The sequence below is a fragment of the Micropruina sp. genome (assembly GCF_047606665.1).
GTDB lineage: Bacteria > Actinomycetota > Actinomycetes > Propionibacteriales > Propionibacteriaceae > Micropruina.
The window spans coordinates 1-15,968 of sequence record NZ_JASGEF010000012.1; the positions used below are offsets into that span (position 1 = coordinate 1).

15 protein-coding genes and 1 pseudogene are annotated in these 15,968 nt (G+C 68.7%); 8 read left to right on the forward strand and 8 right to left on the reverse strand.

Going from position 1 to position 15,968, the window contains the following annotated elements; all coding sequences use genetic code 11:
* A partial coding sequence (locus QM619_RS02980; RefSeq protein ID WP_415104155.1) for a CNNM domain-containing protein occupies nt 1-256 on the reverse strand: 256 nt, incomplete at its 3' end.
* A 77-nt stretch (nt 257-333) separates the two neighbouring features.
* Between QM619_RS02980 and QM619_RS02985 the strand changes: the two genes are divergently transcribed.
* Nucleotides 334-1,584: a CDP-glycerol glycerophosphotransferase family protein gene (locus QM619_RS02985; RefSeq protein ID WP_415104157.1), complete on the forward strand. Its 1,251-nt coding sequence runs from the start codon at nt 334-336 to the stop codon at nt 1,582-1,584.
* Here the strand turns inward: QM619_RS02985 and QM619_RS02990 are convergent.
* The 3 genes from QM619_RS02990 to QM619_RS03000 all read right to left on the reverse strand — a co-directional run bounded on the left by QM619_RS02990 (nt 1,577) and on the right by QM619_RS03000 (nt 5,799).
* Entirely contained in the window at nt 1,577-2,659 is a 1,083-nt protein-coding gene (locus QM619_RS02990; protein ID WP_415104159.1) for a glycosyltransferase, read from the reverse strand. The genes QM619_RS02985 and QM619_RS02990 overlap by 8 nt on opposite strands.
* A 67-nt stretch (nt 2,660-2,726) precedes the next feature.
* Nucleotides 2,727-4,481, reverse strand: coding sequence for a CDP-glycerol glycerophosphotransferase family protein (locus tag QM619_RS02995; protein WP_415104351.1), 1,755 nt, complete (start codon nt 4,479-4,481; stop codon nt 2,727-2,729).
* A gap of 139 nt (nt 4,482-4,620) precedes the next feature.
* Entirely contained in the window at nt 4,621-5,799 is a 1,179-nt protein-coding gene (locus tag QM619_RS03000; protein ID WP_415104161.1) for an AAA family ATPase, read from the reverse strand.
* 369 nt (nt 5,800-6,168) lie between these two features.
* Between QM619_RS03000 and QM619_RS03005 the strand changes: the two are divergent.
* The 4 genes and pseudogenes from QM619_RS03005 to purU form a co-directional block, all read left to right on the forward strand.
* Nucleotides 6,169-6,273, forward strand: a pseudogene (locus QM619_RS03005) (aldo/keto reductase); the annotation flags it as partial.
* Between the two features lie 10 nt (nt 6,274-6,283).
* Nucleotides 6,284-6,520: a hypothetical protein gene (locus QM619_RS03010; protein WP_415104359.1), complete on the forward strand. Its 237-nt coding sequence runs from the start codon at nt 6,284-6,286 to the stop codon at nt 6,518-6,520.
* Between the two features lie 86 nt (nt 6,521-6,606).
* On the forward strand, nt 6,607-8,838 hold the full coding sequence (locus QM619_RS03015) for an NADP-dependent isocitrate dehydrogenase (protein ID WP_415104163.1): 2,232 nt from the start codon (nt 6,607-6,609) through the stop codon (nt 8,836-8,838).
* Entirely contained in the window at nt 8,835-9,686 is an 852-nt protein-coding gene (purU, locus tag QM619_RS03020; protein WP_415104165.1) for a formyltetrahydrofolate deformylase, read from the forward strand. Before QM619_RS03015 ends, purU begins: the two co-directional genes overlap by 4 nt.
* 7 nt (nt 9,687-9,693) lie before the next feature.
* On the opposite strand, the gene QM619_RS03025 is transcribed toward purU, so the two are convergent.
* Genes QM619_RS03025 through QM619_RS03035 form a run of 3 tightly spaced genes read right to left on the reverse strand, consistent with a single transcriptional unit; the run spans nt 9,694 to nt 12,101 of the window.
* Nucleotides 9,694-10,998 carry a DUF222 domain-containing protein gene (locus tag QM619_RS03025; RefSeq protein ID WP_415104167.1) on the reverse strand — a complete coding sequence of 435 codons (1,305 nt, stop codon included), beginning with the start codon at nt 10,996-10,998 and terminating at the stop codon, nt 9,694-9,696.
* Nucleotides 10,999-11,047: 49 nt separating this feature from the next.
* Nucleotides 11,048-11,566 carry a DinB family protein gene (locus QM619_RS03030; protein WP_415104169.1) on the reverse strand — a complete coding sequence of 173 codons (519 nt, stop codon included), beginning with the start codon at nt 11,564-11,566 and terminating at the stop codon, nt 11,048-11,050.
* A gap of 16 nt (nt 11,567-11,582) precedes the next feature.
* Nucleotides 11,583-12,101: a phosphoribosyltransferase gene (locus QM619_RS03035; RefSeq protein WP_415104171.1), complete on the reverse strand. Its 519-nt coding sequence runs from the start codon at nt 12,099-12,101 to the stop codon at nt 11,583-11,585.
* Nucleotides 12,102-12,235: 134 nt separating this feature from the next.
* Here QM619_RS03035 and QM619_RS03040 point away from each other — a divergent pair, with 134 nt between their 5' ends.
* Entirely contained in the window at nt 12,236-13,330 is a 1,095-nt protein-coding gene (locus QM619_RS03040) for a hypothetical protein (RefSeq protein ID WP_415104173.1), read from the forward strand.
* A 7-nt stretch (nt 13,331-13,337) separates the two neighbouring features.
* Here the strand turns inward: QM619_RS03040 and QM619_RS03045 are convergent, their stop codons facing one another.
* Entirely contained in the window at nt 13,338-13,958 is a 621-nt protein-coding gene (locus tag QM619_RS03045) for a histidine phosphatase family protein (protein WP_415104175.1), read from the reverse strand.
* Between the two features lie 121 nt (nt 13,959-14,079).
* Between QM619_RS03045 and QM619_RS03050 the strand changes: the two genes are divergently transcribed.
* Nucleotides 14,080-14,499 (forward strand): DUF6788 family protein, encoded by a 420-nt coding sequence (locus QM619_RS03050; protein ID WP_415104177.1) that lies wholly within the window; start codon nt 14,080-14,082, stop codon nt 14,497-14,499.
* Nucleotides 14,499-15,878 carry an ISKra4 family transposase gene (locus QM619_RS03055; protein WP_415104179.1) on the forward strand — a complete coding sequence of 460 codons (1,380 nt, stop codon included), beginning with the start codon at nt 14,499-14,501 and terminating at the stop codon, nt 15,876-15,878. Before QM619_RS03050 ends, QM619_RS03055 begins: the two co-directional genes overlap by 1 nt.
* Nucleotides 15,879-15,968: the final 90 nt, after the last annotated feature.

Below are 15,968 nucleotides of genomic sequence, written 5' to 3' on the forward strand. Positions count from 1 at the left end.
GCGGCTCTTCCCGGGTCGCGCCGCCGAAGGCGGCCGACAGGAAGCCCGACAGGGTGACGCCGATCTGCACCGCGGAGAGGAACCGGTTCGGGTTGGCGGCCAGAGCGGCCACCGTCCGGCCCCGCTGGCCGCGGGTGGAGAGTTGCTTCACCTGGCTCTCCCGCAGCGACACCAGCGCCATCTCGGCGGCGGCGAACACCCCACCGATGATGATGAACAAGAAGATCAGCAGAATATTGCTGACGGTGGAGTTCATCGTCTGCCCTCGATCACCGGCTCAGCCTATCGGCAGCCGCCACGGCGTCCGATCACCGGTGCAGTAGCGTTCAGCGCATGCATGCGGCCCCCCGATTCGATTTCGCCCGAGGGAACCTGCACAAGTTGCTGGCGGCACCGCGCTATCTGGCCGGAATGCTGCGGGCCAGAACCGCCGTCCGCGACCCTTCGCTGTGGGTGGTGGGCAGCGCGTTCGGTCTCGCGGACGGAGCTCTCGCCTTCGCGCGGGCTGCCCGGCAGCTGCCGTCGCCGCCGAGGCTGGTGTGGCTCGCGTCCGATTCGGACGAGGTCGCGGCGGCCCGGCGGGAGGGTTTCGAGGCGTACCTCAAATCGGGCGACGAAGGCTTCCACCTCACCCTGCACGCCGGCCTGATCCTGGTGACCCATGGGTTCGGCGACGTCAACCGTTTCGGCGCGGACGGCGCGGTGACGGTGCAGCTGTGGCACGGCGCGCCGCTGAAGAAGGTGCAGGCCGACTCTCCGGCGGTGTTCGGCGCCGGACTGGGCCGCATCCCCGGCATGGGTGCCCTGATGCGCTGGGCCTACCGGCGCAGCAACAGCCGGATCTCGCTGCTGCCCACGTCGTCGGCGGTCTTCCAGCCGTCGCTGATCAGCGCTTTCACCCTGGACGAGAGCCGCGTCCGGGTGCTCGGCGAACCACGCAGCGACCTGCTCTTCATCGGTCCGGTGGCGGACCGGATCGCGGCATCACGGGCGACGCTGGCCAGCCATCTGGGCGACCTCGGCGACCGCCGGGTGCTGCTCTATGCGCCCACCTGGCGCAACGGCGAGCCCGACCCTGCCATCCCCAGCGACGCCGAGTGGCGACTGATCGACGCGCTCTGCGAACGACACGACTGCCTATTGGTGGTGCGTCCGCACCGGCTCGGCGTCGGCGACTACACCTATGTGAGCGAGCGGGTGCGGCTGCTGCCGGCCAGCGTCCAGATGGAGTCGATGCCGCTGCTGTGGGGATTGTCGGCACTGATCACCGATTACTCGTCGATGCTGGTCGACTATGTGGTGACCGGGCAGCCGCTGGTGCTGCTGGCCCCCGATCTGGAGCACTATCGCGCCACCCGCGGCCTGTACATCGACTACGAAGAACTCGCCGGCGGCCGCTGGTACCGGACCTGGACCGAGGTGATCGAACGACTGGACGCCCTGCTCGGCGACCCCGAACAGCTCGCCGCCGCCCAGGCCCACAGCCGGGCTCTCGCCGAGCGGTTCCAGACCTACACCGACGGACGAAACGCCGAGCGGGTGGCGGCGGCGGCCGCAGAGCTGGTGACCCAGCGGTTCACCTGACCCGCGAGCGGTCCACCGTCCGTTCCGCCCCGAAGATCACTCCGCGCAGGAATCCGAACCCCCAGCTCAAGTGCATGACGACCAGCACAGCCGCGTTGGCCAGCCGGTCGGCCCGATCGCGCCCACCCAGCCGGAACATGCCGACCGCGCCGGCACCGACCAGGTAGCCCGCCGCGCCGAGGTGGAAGAGCCCGGCCACCCGACCGCCCACACCCTTGATCAGGCCAAGGCCCTGCAACAGCAGGCAGATCGCCGAGCCGAGCACGATCAGCGCGACCAGCGGCGGCGGCAGGTAGCGCAGCGGGCTGCCGCCCTGGCGGCGGGCCAGGTGCCCCCGCCAGACCCCGGTGGCGTACATCTGCCGGCGCAACCCGTCCAGGCTGGCCCGCGGCCAGTAGGTGATCGTCAGCGTCGGAACGAACAGCACCAGGTAACCGGCCGCCCGGATCCGCGAGTTCAGCTCCCAGTCCTGGCCTCGGCGCTGCGTCTCGTCGAACAGACCCACCTCGAACAGCACCTCGCGACGGAAGACGCCGAGGTAGGCGGAGTCGGCGGGCGCCTCCTGGTCACCGTGATGGTAGACGCCGCCGCCGAGCCCGAACGGCGAGTTGTAGGCGCGGGCGATCGCCTCTTGCACGCGTCCCTTGCCCTGGGCCACCATCACGCCGCCGAGGTTCGCGGCCCCGGTCCGCCGCAGGGCCGCGACGGCTGCCTGCGTATAGCCGGGAGAGAGGTCGGAGTGGGCGTCGACCCGGATGACGACCGGGAAGCGGCTGGCCCGGATCGCCACGTTCAACCCGGAGGAGACATCGCTGGCCGGATTGGGGACGAGCCGGATCCGCGGATCGGCGGCGGCCAGGCCGGCGGCGATAGCGTCGGTGTCATCGGTGGAGGCCCCCAGCGCCACGATCAACTCGGCCTCGCCGTCGTACTCCTGTGCCAGGACGGCGGCGACCGCGTTCGCCAGGTGCCCGGCCTCGTTGAGCACCGGCATCACGTAGGACACCCCGGCAGCCTCGGGCAGTGGACCGAACAGCCGGAATCCTCCGGCGGCGGGATCGGATGGGTAGGTCATCGGCGGTCTTTCTCGTGGAGTCGCGGGTCGAGGTTCTCGGGACGTCGCCGGCGTCGGCGGGCCACCCTCACCGGGCCGTCACGGGTCGGGCGGCAAGGCGAGCCACCTCGCGGTTGAAGGTCTGCTGCGGACCCTCCGGATGGTCGCCGAGCACCCGCAACTCGGTCTCCCGGCGTGCGGTGGCCAGCGGGTCGGCTCCGAATGCGGCGTCGAAGACGTCCGGGGCGGTGGTGAGGTCGGCGTCCAACAGATAGGCCGACGTCAGGCTCGGATAGGTCGCCGCGAACCGCTGCGGTCCGAGGCGTTGCGGATCGGTGACCACCAGCGGACGCCGGGTGGCCAGGTAGTCGGACGCGACCGAGGACACGTCGGTGACCAGCACGTCGGCCGAGTTCATCGCCTCGGTCAGGCTCATGCCGGCCTCGTCGACCAGCACATGCTGCGGGCCTGCCGACGCCAGCAGCCGTTTGATGCGTTCGGCGGCCGCCCGAACCCCTGGACGCAGCCGTCCGGACGCGGGGTGCGGCTTGAACCACACCCGGACCGGCTCGGGCCGAGCCAGCAGCCAGCGCACCAGCGCCTCGCCCATCCCCTCCAGCGAGGTGTGGTCGGTCTCGGCGTAGTAGCCCTCCCAGGTGGGCGCGTACAGCACCACCGGGGGCTCCCCCGGCTGCCGGCGCAGCGGGCCGGCCACCAGGTCGGCGACCTGCGGCCGGCCGACCATCACGAACCTGTCCTGCGCGACGCCCACCCCGGCGGCGAGGTACCGTTCGACGCCGATCGGTCCAGCCACCCAGAGCTCGTCGTACCCGGCGGCCTGACCGTTGAACGAACTGGCCTTGTCGGAGTCACCATGGTTGAGCATCACGTGCACCAGGTCCGGATTGCGCTGCAGATTGGCGTTCTTCAACGCGAACGACTGATAGAAGGCGGCCCGCACCCCTGGCAGGGTGAGCAGTTCGACCTGCCGTGCCCCCGCGGCATAGACCACCGGCAGCCGGGATCGCACCAGCGTCGGCAGCTCGCTGGCCTCACGCACGATCACGAAACCGGGGGTGGGGACGCGGTCGAAGACCGGCAGCCACTGATTGGTGATGTGCCGGGACATTCCCATCGACGCCGCGGCGTAGACGATGTAGCGCGGCTGTCGCGCGCTCAGGTCATCGACCACCTGACGGGTGTCGGCGCTCGCCGACCGACGAAGCCCGCGGGCCTGCCACAACACCCAGCCGGCAGCGGCGGCGACCAGCACCAGCGCGGCCAGGCCGGCCCACGTCACGAGGCCCAGCAGGCCGCCGGCCAACACCAGCGCCTCGGCCGCGGTGAACGCCAGCGGGACGCCGACCGACCCGGCATAGACCATCGCGTAGCGGCCGAAGACCGGGCCCTGACGCTCAGCGCCGACCTGATAGGCCAGCGGCACCTGCGCGGCGAACAGCCACTGTCCCAATGCGCTCAACCCGGCCAATGCCGCCTGGACCGTGACCACCGCAACCACGAACCACACGACGGCCGCCAGCCCGGCCGACCCGGCGAGGATCGCCAGCCCGACCAGCGCACTCAGCGCCGAACGCAGTGCGGCGGTCGCCCCGACGGCGGCAAGCAGCCGCGTCGGCGACGAGTCGAATCCGCTGACCCACCGGTCGGCCACGGCGGCCAGTAGCCAGCAGAACCCGGCGAGCCACCCGTGCTGCACCACCGCCAGCGCTGCCGCCAGCAGCATCGCCTCGACGGCATAGCCGAGCAGTGCCGACTGGTCGGGCCGGCCGGCGACCTGCCCCGGACGCCGGAAAGCCCAATAGACCTCGTAGTGGCCGGGCACCGGCAACGTCGGGATCCGACCAAGCAGGACGGATATCACGCCGTCCGCCGTTCGGCCGTGGTCAGCTGGAGCACCCGGCAATACTGCCATGGAAGGCTCGGCGACCGAGCCGGCGTCGACCCGGCGTCCATCCGCGGCTTCATCGCTTCCCCCACTGCCAGGTCGGACGACTCAGCAGGCCCTGGCCGTCGACCTCGGTCTCGCCGAATGGCTTCACCAGTTCGTGATGCAGCGCGCCGGCCTCGGTCAGGGCCTCGACCAGCGCACGGGAGTGGGTGACGACCACCAGTTGCGTGCGTTCCGCGGCCCGCACCATCAGCCGGGTGAGCGCCGGCAGCACGTCGGGGTGCAGCGATGTCTCGGGTTCGTTGAGCACCATCAGCCCTGGTGGGCGTGGGCTGAACAGCGCGGCCGCCAGCAGCAGGTAGCGCAGGGTGCCGTCGGAGAGTTCGCGCGCGGTGAGTGCGCGCAACATCGCCGGCTGATGCAGTTCCACCTCGAAGCGTCCACCATGGTCGACGACGCCGATCATGGTTGCGTCGAAGGCGTCCGCGACCGCCTGCTGGAACGGGTGTTCCCAGGCCGATTCCAGGATGGTGGCGACAGCGGGGGCCAGATCGTGGCCGTCACCGGCCAACACTTCGGTGCGGGTGCCGACCTGAGGCTGCCGCGCGGGGGCGTCCGGATCGACCCGGAAGCTGTCGTAGAACCGCCAGCCCCGGACCACGTCGCGAACCGCGGTCACCTCAGGCCGGTGAATCGGGTCGACCAGTTCGTCCAGCACGCTGGCCCATGGCGGCAGCCCGACCTCGATGTGCCCGGTGGTGCGGGTAGAGGCTCGGCCGGCCTCGTCGACGGCCCGCACCCCGCGGGCCGTCCGCTCCAGCAAGGTGGCCGCCGGCCGCATCACCGGACCGGCCCAGATGATCTCGCGCTTGATCGTCGGATCGCGGCCGAACATGGTCTGCGCCGGAACCGGCAGGCCGATGTCGATCAAGTAGCCGAGATCGTCACCGGCGAAGCCGAGCTGCAGACTGATCGGGGCCTTGCGCGAACCGGTCCCCTGCACCGGCACCTCGCCGCGGCGCATCGCGCCGGAGACCTGCTCGGGCCCCGCCCAGAGCACCGACGACAGCCCGCCGGCAGCGGCGATCGCGCCGATCAGGCGTCCGGACGCCGTGCCGGCCAACAACTGGAACGCCCGGTAGAGGTTCGACTTGCCGACCCCGTTTGCTCCAGTGACAACCGTCAGCCGTTCCAGCGGCAGCACGACCTCGCGCAGCGACCGGTAGCCATGCACGGCTAGGGTGGTGATCATGCCGGCGAGCGTAGGGATCGGCTCTGACACTTTCTGTTGGCGCCGGGCGCAGTGCGGATTACCCTGGTCCGCATGACTGCCGGGTCGGCCACCAGCCGCTGCACAGAGAGTTCCCCGGCTCTGCCGTGATTCCCCGGCGGGCCAGGGGCCGCCGTTCCTTCGGTCCACTTTCCTCTCACCGCTCCCCCGGTGTTGGCTGAGGTCATGAGCACACAGATCCCCACCCGCACCCTGGGCTCGGACGCCGTCGCACCGGCCGTCTCCGCGCTCGGCCTGGGCTGCATGGGCATGTCGGAGTTCTACGGCACCCCCGATCACGCCGGCGGCCTCGCGGCGATCCACCGCGCCCTCGATCTCGGCATCACTTTCATGGACAAGGTGCGCTTCCTCGGGCCTTCCGAAGCCTCACCGGAGACGATCCGGCGCGCCCACGCCGTCCATCCGATCACCGCGGTGCAGACCGAGTACTCGCTGTTCAACCGCGATGTCGAGGACGCCGTGCTGTCCACTCTGCGCGACCTCGGCATCGGCCTGGGTGCTCGCCCAGGGCGACGAGGTCGTCCCGATTCCCGGCACCAAACGCGTCCGCTACCTGGAAGAGAACGTGGGTGCGCTCGGGGTCTCGCTCAACCCAGACGACCTGGCCGCGCTCACCCGTGCCGTGCCACGGGACGCCGTCGCGGGCGCTCGATACGGGGATATGAGCACGATCGACGGCTGACCGCCGCTGCCCGGTCGGCGGCAGCTGCGCCGGGGCGTGATTGATAGTCTCCTGACGTCCACACCTGGCGGCATCGAAGGGTCACGATGAGTCCGATTATCTACACGCACACCGACGAGGCGCCGCTGCTGGCGACGTACTCCTTCCTGCCGATCGTCCAGGCGTACGCCGCGGCCGCGGGAGTCGAGGTGGAGACTCGCGACATCTCCCTGGCCGGACGCATCATCGCCCTGTTCCCCGAGCGGCTGCGCGAGGAGCAGCGGCTGCCGAACGCGCTGGCCGAGCTCGGTGAGCTGGCCAAGACACCGGACGCCAACATCATCAAGCTGCCCAACGTGAGCGCGTCGATGCCGCAGCTCAAGGCGGCCATCAAGGAGCTGCAGGACAAGGGCTACGACCTGCCCGACTACCCGGACAATCCAGCGGACGACGCCGAGGCCGAGATCAAGGCCCGCTACGACAAGGTCAAGGGCAGCGCGGTCAACCCGGTGCTGCGCGAGGGCAACTCCGACCGCCGCGCCCCCGAATCGGTCAAGAACTATGCCCGGCAGCACCCGCACTCGATGGGGGCCTGGAGCCCCGAGTCGAAGACCAACGTAGCGACGATGGACGCCGACGACTTCCGGCACAACGAGAAGTCGGTGGTCGTCGGGGCCGACGACGACCTGCGGATCGAGCTGGTGCCGTCCGACGACGGCGAGCCGGTCGTGCTCAAGGCGTCGGTTCCGGTGCTGGCCGGTGAGGTCGTCGACAGCACCGTGATGCGCGCCGAGGCCCTGCAGCGCTTCCTGGGTGAGCAGGTGGCGCGCGCCAAGGACGCCGGCGTGCTGTTCTCGGTGCATCTGAAGGCCACCATGATGAAGGTCTCCGACCCGATCATCTTCGGGCATGTGGTGCGGGCGTTCTTCCCCGCGACGTTCGTCCAGTACGGCGACGCGCTGGCCGCGGCCGGACTCAGCCCGAACAACGGCCTGGGCGGCATCCTGGCCGGCCTGGACGCGCTGCCGGACGGCGCCGCCATCAAGGCGTCCTTCGAGCAGGAGCTCGCCGACGGACCGGCGCTGGCGATGGTCGACTCCGACCGCGGCATCACGAACCTGCACGTGCCGTCCGATGTGATCGTGGACGCCTCCATGCCGGCGATGATCCGGATCGGCGGCCACATGTGGGGCCCGGACGGCAAGGAGGCCGACACCCTGGCGGTCATTCCCGACTCGTCGTACGCGGGCGTCTACCAGGCCGTCATCGACGACTGCCGCACCCACGGCGCCTATGACCCGGCGACGATGGGCTCGGTGCCCAACGTCGGGCTGATGGCGCAGGCCGCCGAGGAGTACGGCTCGCACGACAAGACCTTCGAGATCGCCCGGGCCGGTACCGTCCGTGTGGTCAACCGGGCCGGGGACACGCTGCTGGAGCATGCGGTGCAGCCGGGCGACATCTGGCGCGCCTGCCAGGTCAAGGACGTCCCGATCCGCGACTGGGTGAAGCTGGCCGTGAGCCGGGCCCGCGCCACCGGGGACCCGGCGATCTTCTGGCTGGACACCAGCCGCGCCCACGACCGCAACCTGATCGCCAAGGTCGAGACCTACCTGCGCGACCCGGAGATCGTCGGCGACACCGCCGGGCTGGACATCACCATCGCCTCCCCGATCGAGGCGACCAAGGTGTCGTTGGAGCGCATCCGGCAGGGCAAGAACACCATCTCGGTGACCGGCAACGTGCTGCGCGACTACAACACAGACCTGTTCCCGATCCTCGAGGTGGGCACGTCGGCCAAGATGCTGTCGGTGGTTCCGCTGATCAACGGCGGCGGGCTGTTCGAGACCGGTGCCGGCGGCTCGGCGCCCAAGCACGTCCAGCAGTTGGTCAAGGAGAACTACCTGCGCTGGGACAGCCTGGGCGAGTTCCTGGCGCTGGCCGAGAGTTTCGCGAAGTACGCCGAGGTCACCGGCAACTCCTCCGCCAAGGTGTTGAGCGAGACCCTGGACCGGGCGACCGGCACGTTCCTCAACGAGAACAAGTCGCCGGGACGCCGGCTGGGCACCATCGACAACCGCGGCAGCCACTTCTACCTGGCCATGTTCTGGGCCGAGGAGCTGGCCGGGCAGTCCGAGGACGCGGCGCTGGCGGCACGGTTCGCTCCGCTGGCCTCGACGCTGCGCGAGCAGGAGGCGACGATCAACGCCGAACTGCTCGCAGTGCAGGGCTCCCACGCCGACCTCGGCGGCTACTACCGGCCCGACGATGCGTTGACCAGTGCCGTGATGCGGCCGTCGACAACGCTGAATGCCGCCATCGGTACCCTTGCGCGGTGATCGACTCCACTCATTGGCTGCTGACCCTGGCCTGCGACGACCGGCCGGGCATCGTCCATGCCGTCACCGGCGCGATCGCGCAGGCGTACGGCAACATCACCGAACTGCAACAGTTCAGTTCGCCGGAGTCGAGCCGGTTCTTCATGCGGGTGCAGGTGCAGTCGGGGTTCGACCGTTCGGTGTTCGAGCACGCGTTCGTCCCGATCGCGGCGTCCTTGGGCGCCGATTGGGTTCTTGACTACGTCGGACGCCCGCGGCGCACGCTGATCTTGGCGTCCAAGGCGGGGCATTGCCTGAACGATCTGCTGTTCCGGGCTCGCTCGGGCTATCTGCAGATCGAGATTCCGCTGATCCTTTCCAATCATCCCGACCTGCGCGATCTGGCCAACTTCTACGGGGTGCCGTTCGAGGACCATGTGGTGCTGCCGCACACCAAAGCAGCATTCGAGGCGCGGGTGATGGAAGCGGTCGAGCAGCACGACATCGAACTGGTGGTGCTAGCCCGCTACATGCAGATCCTGTCGCCGGAGTTGTGCGAGCGGTTGGCCGGGCGGGCGATCAACATCCACCACTCGTTCCTGCCCGGCTTCAAGGGCGCCAACCCCTACCGCCAGGCGCACAGCCGCGGTGTGAAGCTGATCGGCGCCACCGCACACTTCGTCACCGCCGACCTGGACGAGGGACCGATCATCGAGCAGAACGTCCGCCGGGTGGACCACACGGTGGACGTCCCCGAGCTGATGGCGATCGGTCAGGAGCAGGAGTCCCGCACGCTCACGGACGCGGTGAAGTTGTTCGCCGAGCATCGGATCATGGCCGACGGCCAGCGCACGGTGATCTTCCACTGAAGGATCCTCAGGCAACCTTTCGGTGGTAGAGGTCGGCATGGAACGGGACCCCCGCCGGTCGCACTCGTCGTCGTTTCGGCTCATGCGGCAGATCGGGCGGCCTGCTGAGGTAGGCGTGCCCGGTAGGCGTCCGGACGACGATGCTGCCGTCGGGTTCGGCCGTCACCGACCAGCCGGGCTGCTCCTTGAGGTAGTTGCACTGTTCGCACAACCCTTGTCCGTTGCCGACGCTGGTGATGCCGCCGGCACGCACCGGCGTCACATGGTCGGCGTGCCGGATGGGCGCGCCGCAGAACGGGGTGCGGCAGACGCCGTCGCGGGCGGCGATGAAGTCCTTCATTCCCTGCGGGAAGCGGCGCGCGGTCGATTCCATGCCGACCAGGCGTCCCTCGCCGGGCGGTGCGTAGAGGCGGCGGATCCAGGCCCGATCGGCGCCGGCGGCGAACGCGATCAGGCTGCGGGCGAGGCCCGCGGGGATCGGTCCGTAGCCGTTGAGCCGCGCCGGGGTGTCGCTGTCGCCGAGGAGGGCTTCGTCGGTCATCACGACCTGCACTTCGATGTCGATGCCGCCGGCGGGTTCCTGACCGGTGACCCGCGCGATCAGCGTGTCGGCCATCACCTGGCCTTTGGACCGTACGTCGCCGGCCGCCCGTGCCTCATCGGCCGCCTTGGTCAGCGACGCGAACACAGCCACACCGTCTTTGGCGGGCAGCAGCCCACTGAGGTAGGCCATGCAGTCGGGTGCAGGACGCAGGGTGACCTGCCGGTCCTTCTCGGCCTGCCCGATCCGCGCCACCACACTGTGCGGGTCGAGCCGATACGCCGCCTTCCTCGCCTCGGCGGCGATCTGCCCGGTCGACAGGTCTGCGAGCGTGGGGCCGAGCTCGGCATCGACCGCCGCCCGGTCGTCCTTGGAGAGGACGGCGGTCTCGCGCATCAACACGGTCACGCGCCATTCGGAGAGCTCACCGGCCGCGAACAGTGCGGCGGCGTGCGGCAACTCGGGCAGCACCGCCGCGATACCGACCAGGACGTTCGCCCGATGCGGCGACTCCCGCCGCGCCAGACCGACCTCGCCCGCGACCGAAGAGGCAACCCTGCGCACGCTGCGTCCCGCCGACCGGGCCTCCGCCTCGCGGATCGCCCGCAACTCAGCCATCGCCCGCGCCTGCGCGGCCGACGCCGCGTTCTTCAGCCGCTCCAACTGGCGCAGGACGGCCACGATCTCGACCGGATCGGCACAGTCGAGACCAGCCAGGTCTGCTACCCAGCCAGCCAGACCGGCTGCATCGAGCCTTGTCGCAACGTCCATTCGTCGATTATAATCGAACGTATGTACAAATACAAGAGCCTGGATCGGCTCACCTATCCGTGGGTGTTCCTTGGCCGGGCGGTACGGCGTACTGCGGCCCGGTCATCGTCTCGCCATCGATCTGTTCGCGGAGGATGTCTGCGTGGCCTGCGTGCCGGGCCAGTTCACGGATCATGTGCAGATAGACCCAGCGCAGCGACACGACTCCGATCCGCTCGTGGACGAGTTCGCGGTCGAGGTCGAGTCCGGCCGCGATCTCCCGGCTTCGCGCACAAGCGCGTTCGAAGCGTTCGACAGCCTCGGGCACGGTCAGGTCGTCGTCGTATCGGAAGCTGGCATCGTCGCCGTAGGCATAGCCGTCCCACTCGGGCTCGGCCAGCGCCGCCAGGCGTCGCTGAAACCACGATCGTTCGGCGGCCGCGGCATGCGTCAGCAGACCGAGCGGAGTGGTCAGCGACGGAACCAATCGGCGTCGCGCGTCGGCATCGCTCAGCCCGGCCACACATCGCACCAGGTCGGCGCGACACTCATCGAGCATGGCTTCCAGCAGGACCCGCTCAGCACCCACGGTAGACGTGCGTCCATCACTCCGACTCGGACCGGACGCCGTCCACCGGTGGCAGCGCCGACCAGGGGAACACGATCCAGTCGGCGGTGTCCTTCCAGACGAAGTCGACCTGGTAGACCGAGGTGGGTTTCGTGTACAACACCGCGGTGCGCACTTCGGCGCGATGCTTCAGCAGAATGTCCATCACCAGTTGCAGGGTGCGGCCCGAATCGGCGACATCGTCGGCCACTAGGACCCGGCGTCCGGCAATGCTGTCGATGTCGAGCAGCGGCGCCAGCAGCACCGGGTCGGGCAGCGTCTCGGAGACGTCGGTGTAGAACTCGACGTTCATGGCGTCCGCCAGCTTGACCCCGAGCGCGTACGAGAGCGCTCCCCCGACGATCAGGCCACCGCGTGCCACAGCAACGATCACGTCGGGCCGGAATCCGCTTGCCGCGACCCGTTCGGCGAGTTCGCGGCTGGCGTCCCCGAAGCCTGCCCAGGTGAGAATCTCTTTGCCATCGATATCGGACGCGTCCGCGTGGTAGGCCGTCATGGCAGCAGCCTACGGCCACGGTGCAGCGGCTCCGCCATGACGTGCCGCAATCACGCGACGACGGATAGTCTCGCCGTCGCACCACGTGGACCGGGCCTGGCGGCTGGCCTGATGAACCTGCGACGATCGGAATCGTGCTCAGCATCATGCTCTGCGGCGCAAGCGATACCGCCGATATAGCCCTCTCCTTCGCAGAGGTGACTACGGGGTTTGGAGGCGAACCTTGGCACTACCAGACCGGGCAGATCCTCTATCTCAACACCGCCACAGCAAGCTGGGAAGGGAACTCGCGCAGAACGGTCGCCGCCGCAGACATCTGCGTTTTCGTCATCCTTCGACGCTACGGCGAAGTTACCTGGAACACCGAGTTGCGCGAAGCACTCGATGCGGGGAAGCCTTTTCTCATTCTCTGCCTTGATAGCACTTACAATGAGTATCTCGCACTGACTCGAAACGTCCCAACCCATGCCATCCAGAACGAAGACAACAGACGTCTCGTCGAGACGCTCACTCGGCTGGAGTCCGAACGACAACTCACAGTCGCTACCTTCAATTTCAATACCTTTAAGGACGTCTATCGGCGAGAGACAGCCAAGCTGATTGAAGTCGCGCTCGAACTACTCACCGAGCGGTTTCGCAGGCAAGCACTCGTCGGCCTCCTGGGTGACCCCGCCAACCTCACGTTGGGGGAGCTCGAGGCAGCCGAAGCCTTGGCTGTTGACGAGTTCGAGGTCAAGACCGCTCGCAAGCAGGCGATCTCTGCTCTGATCGCCCGACAGGCTGCTTCCCCCGAGACCGTACTCGCGCTCTTGTCGAGCCGCGAGCAAGGCGTGCAGCGGTTCGCATTTTCACGGATAGCCGACTTGTACACCGAGAGGCCCGCAGATCCCGGCTTTATTGACGATTGCATTGCGTTGGCGAATGATTCAGACGACACAGGGGTGGCGCGCCGTCTCATTCCAGAGATCTTTAAGATCGACGTGGAACAGGCAGTCCGGCGCCTCGAGAGCCTCGATCTCTGCGAAATAGGCTCACGACGCCGGCTCGCAGAGGCGCTCGAGGTACATGAGGAATCGATCCGCGCTGAGGGACTGATACAACAGGCGATCACCCTTCTCTATAAGTGCGTCGTCAAATCGGAAGACTCAGGATGGCTGGCCCGCTGCCGCTCCTATATCCTCCGCCTGGAAGCCGTCGAAACCTCTACTGAAAACGACGAACCTGAATAGTCACGCCTCAGCGCATGACCGCGAAGCCGTCGTCCGGGTCGGGCGCCGGCAGGTCGATGCCGCGCAGCGTCCAGCCCGAATCGGGGTCGCCGTCGGCGACGATCACCGTGGTGTTCGGCAGCCCGCCCGATCCGAACGCCAGATGCACGACCGGCATCACGAAGCCGGCCCAGGTGCGAATGGCCGCGCCGTGGCTGACCACCAGAACAGTGTCATGACCGTCCTCGGCGATGTTCCGAATACCGGCGCCGAAGCGTTCCAGGAACTCTGCGCCGTCCTCACCGCCGGGTATCCGGACGCCGTGGTCGCCCTCGCCCCACAAACGCAGCGCCCTCACGTACCGCTGCAGTTCGGCCGACATCTCGTCGTCGCCGGCACCGATCTCACGCAGTTCGGGCAGTTCCCGATGCGGCACCCCGAACGAACGGACGGTGGGCGCTGCGGTCTGCACCGCCCGGATCAGGTCGGAGGTGTAGACGGCGCCGAGGCGTTGCCCCGCGACCCGCCGGGCAAGGGCGGCCGCCTGCGCATGTCCGATGGCGTCCAGTTCCGGTCCGGGCGGCGCGGTGTCGAGCAGCGCGGCCACATTCGAAGCCGTCCGGCCATGTCGAGCCAATAACAGACGCACCCGCCGAGACTAGCGGGCGCCGTTGCGCCGGGGTGTGACTCTTGATTGTGTCGTGTGGGTGTTTGGCGTTGTGATCTCTCTAGTCTGGGATACATAGTGGTCCAGATTTCGAGGAGGGATGATGGTGGTCGTGTTTGAGCAGTGGAGTGCTGCCGAGTTGGAGGCGGAGCGGCGCCGGCTGGCCGAGAGCCTGGCCGGTTTGTCGGACTTCACGCCGGCGTCGTTGCATGAGGAGTGGCGTCGGTGTGGGAAGCCGACCTGTCGGTGCGCCAGGCCGGGTGATCCGGGGCATGGGCCGCGGCACAGGCTGGTGCGCCGGCAGGCGGGTCGGGTCGTGACCCGACAGGTGCCGGCGGGTCTGGTGGCCGAGTACAGGGAGCGGACTGGCCGGTGGGCCGATTTCCAGCAGGCGTGTGGCCGGCTGGCCGAGGTCAACGCCGAGCTTGACCGGCGCCGATTACTCGCCGGCGTCCCTGATCGGCGGCCTGTGACGGACGCCGAAAAAGGGGGCTCCAAACCGGGGTCGACACCCGCGGGCTGATGGCGGCGATCCGCGAGGCGGTCACTGCTGATGTCGAGCGTTACGTGAGCCAGGCGGCCGGAGCGTGGGGCCTGCCGGGCCAGGCGCTCGCGCTGGTCGAGGCCGCCGCACGGGACACCGCGAACCGGATCGGGCTGGCCATGATCCAGCTCACCCTGCAAGCCGGCGGTGAACCAGCCGGCATCGGGCGGCCCGGGTGTGCTCAGGGGCACCTGGCTCGGCAGGTCGGGACCCGGCCGCGGACCATCCGGACCGCGCTTGGCCCGGCCAGCTATGCCCGCACCTGGTGGCATTGCGGCACCTGTCACACCGGGTGGGCACCCGCCGACCAGTGGTGGGGCCTGGACCGGGTCGGTCATACCACCGGCTACGACAAGATCCTTACCCTGGCCGGTGTCGACCATCCCTACCGGGCCTCAGCAGCCCTGATCGGCGAACTATGCGGCATCGATCTCGCCTCGCCGGCCAGCATCGCCCGCACCACCCGGCGGGTCGGGGCCGCCGCCCAGGCTCGGTGCGAGGCCGAGACCGCCGCGATCAACAACGGCACCCTCAGTTATGCGTGGGCCGAGCCGGCACCCGAGGTGGGCTACATCCTGATCGACGGCACCGGCGCCCCCATGGTCCCCGCCGAAACGGCAGGCCGACCCGGCAAGGGTCCCGATGGCAGGTCACGGACCCGCGAGGTCAAGATCGGCTGCTTGTTCACCCAAGCCACCGCCACCCCCGACGGCAAGCCCGTCCGCGATGAACAGTCCGCGTCCTACCTCGCCACCTTCGAGGCCGCCGACGGGTTCGCCGACCAACTCCGCGACGAACACCGCCGGCGCGGGTTCAGCCGGATCCGGCAACCCATCGTGATCGGGGACGGCGCGAAATGGATCTGGAAGATCGCTGAGCGACTGTTCCCCGAAGCCACCCACATCGTCGACTACTGGCACGCGTGCGAACACATCCACGACCTGGTCAAGATCGTCGACCACCTCCTGCCCGACCCCACCACGTTCACCCACCAACTGATCGACCAACTCGACCACGGCAACATCAACCAGATCGTGACCACGATCACCGACCTGAACCTCAACAACTACCAAGGCACCCTCGCCGAGCGCACCAGCAAGGCACTCGACTACTTCACCGGCAACGCCCACCGCATGCAATACCACCACTACCGCACCAACGGCTGGTTCATCGGCTCCGGACCCGTCGAAGCCGCCTGCAAGACCCTCGTCACGCAACGCGCCAAACAAGCCGGCATGCGCTGGACCATCACCGGCCTCGACCCCATCCTCACCCTCCGAGCACTCACCCGCTCCCACCGCGACCACACCATCTGGGGAAGCGGCACAACCCCGACAGCCCCCACACGGGCAGCCTGAACCACAAACCTGACTCACACCCGTTGCGCCGCGGAGGGCCGGACGCTGTCGGCGGGCGCTGATAGCGTGAATTCCGTCACCACTCGTCGT

Bases quoted from the DNA above. Each gene is read 5' to 3' on its own strand.
- QM619_RS02985 (WP_415104157.1), top strand. From the start codon at position 334: ATGCATGCGGCCCCCCGATTCGATTTCGCCCGAGGGAACCTGCACAAG.
- QM619_RS02990 (WP_415104159.1), bottom strand. From the start codon at position 2,659: ATGACCTACCCATCCGATCCCGCCGCCGGAGGATTCCGGCTGTTCGGT.
- QM619_RS03000 (WP_415104161.1), bottom strand. From the start codon at position 5,799: ATGATCACCACCCTAGCCGTGCATGGCTACCGGTCGCTGCGCGAGGTC.
- QM619_RS03010 (WP_415104359.1), top strand. From the start codon at position 6,284: ATGTCGAGGACGCCGTGCTGTCCACTCTGCGCGACCTCGGCATCGGCC.
- QM619_RS03015 (WP_415104163.1), top strand. From the start codon at position 6,607: ATGAGTCCGATTATCTACACGCACACCGACGAGGCGCCGCTGCTGGCG.
- QM619_RS03025 (WP_415104167.1), bottom strand. From the start codon at position 10,998: ATGGACGTTGCGACAAGGCTCGATGCAGCCGGTCTGGCTGGCTGGGTA.
- QM619_RS03035 (WP_415104171.1), bottom strand. From the start codon at position 12,101: ATGACGGCCTACCACGCGGACGCGTCCGATATCGATGGCAAAGAGATT.
- QM619_RS03050 (WP_415104177.1), top strand. From the start codon at position 14,080: ATGGTGGTCGTGTTTGAGCAGTGGAGTGCTGCCGAGTTGGAGGCGGAG.
- QM619_RS03055 (WP_415104179.1), top strand. From the start codon at position 14,499: ATGGCGGCGATCCGCGAGGCGGTCACTGCTGATGTCGAGCGTTACGTG.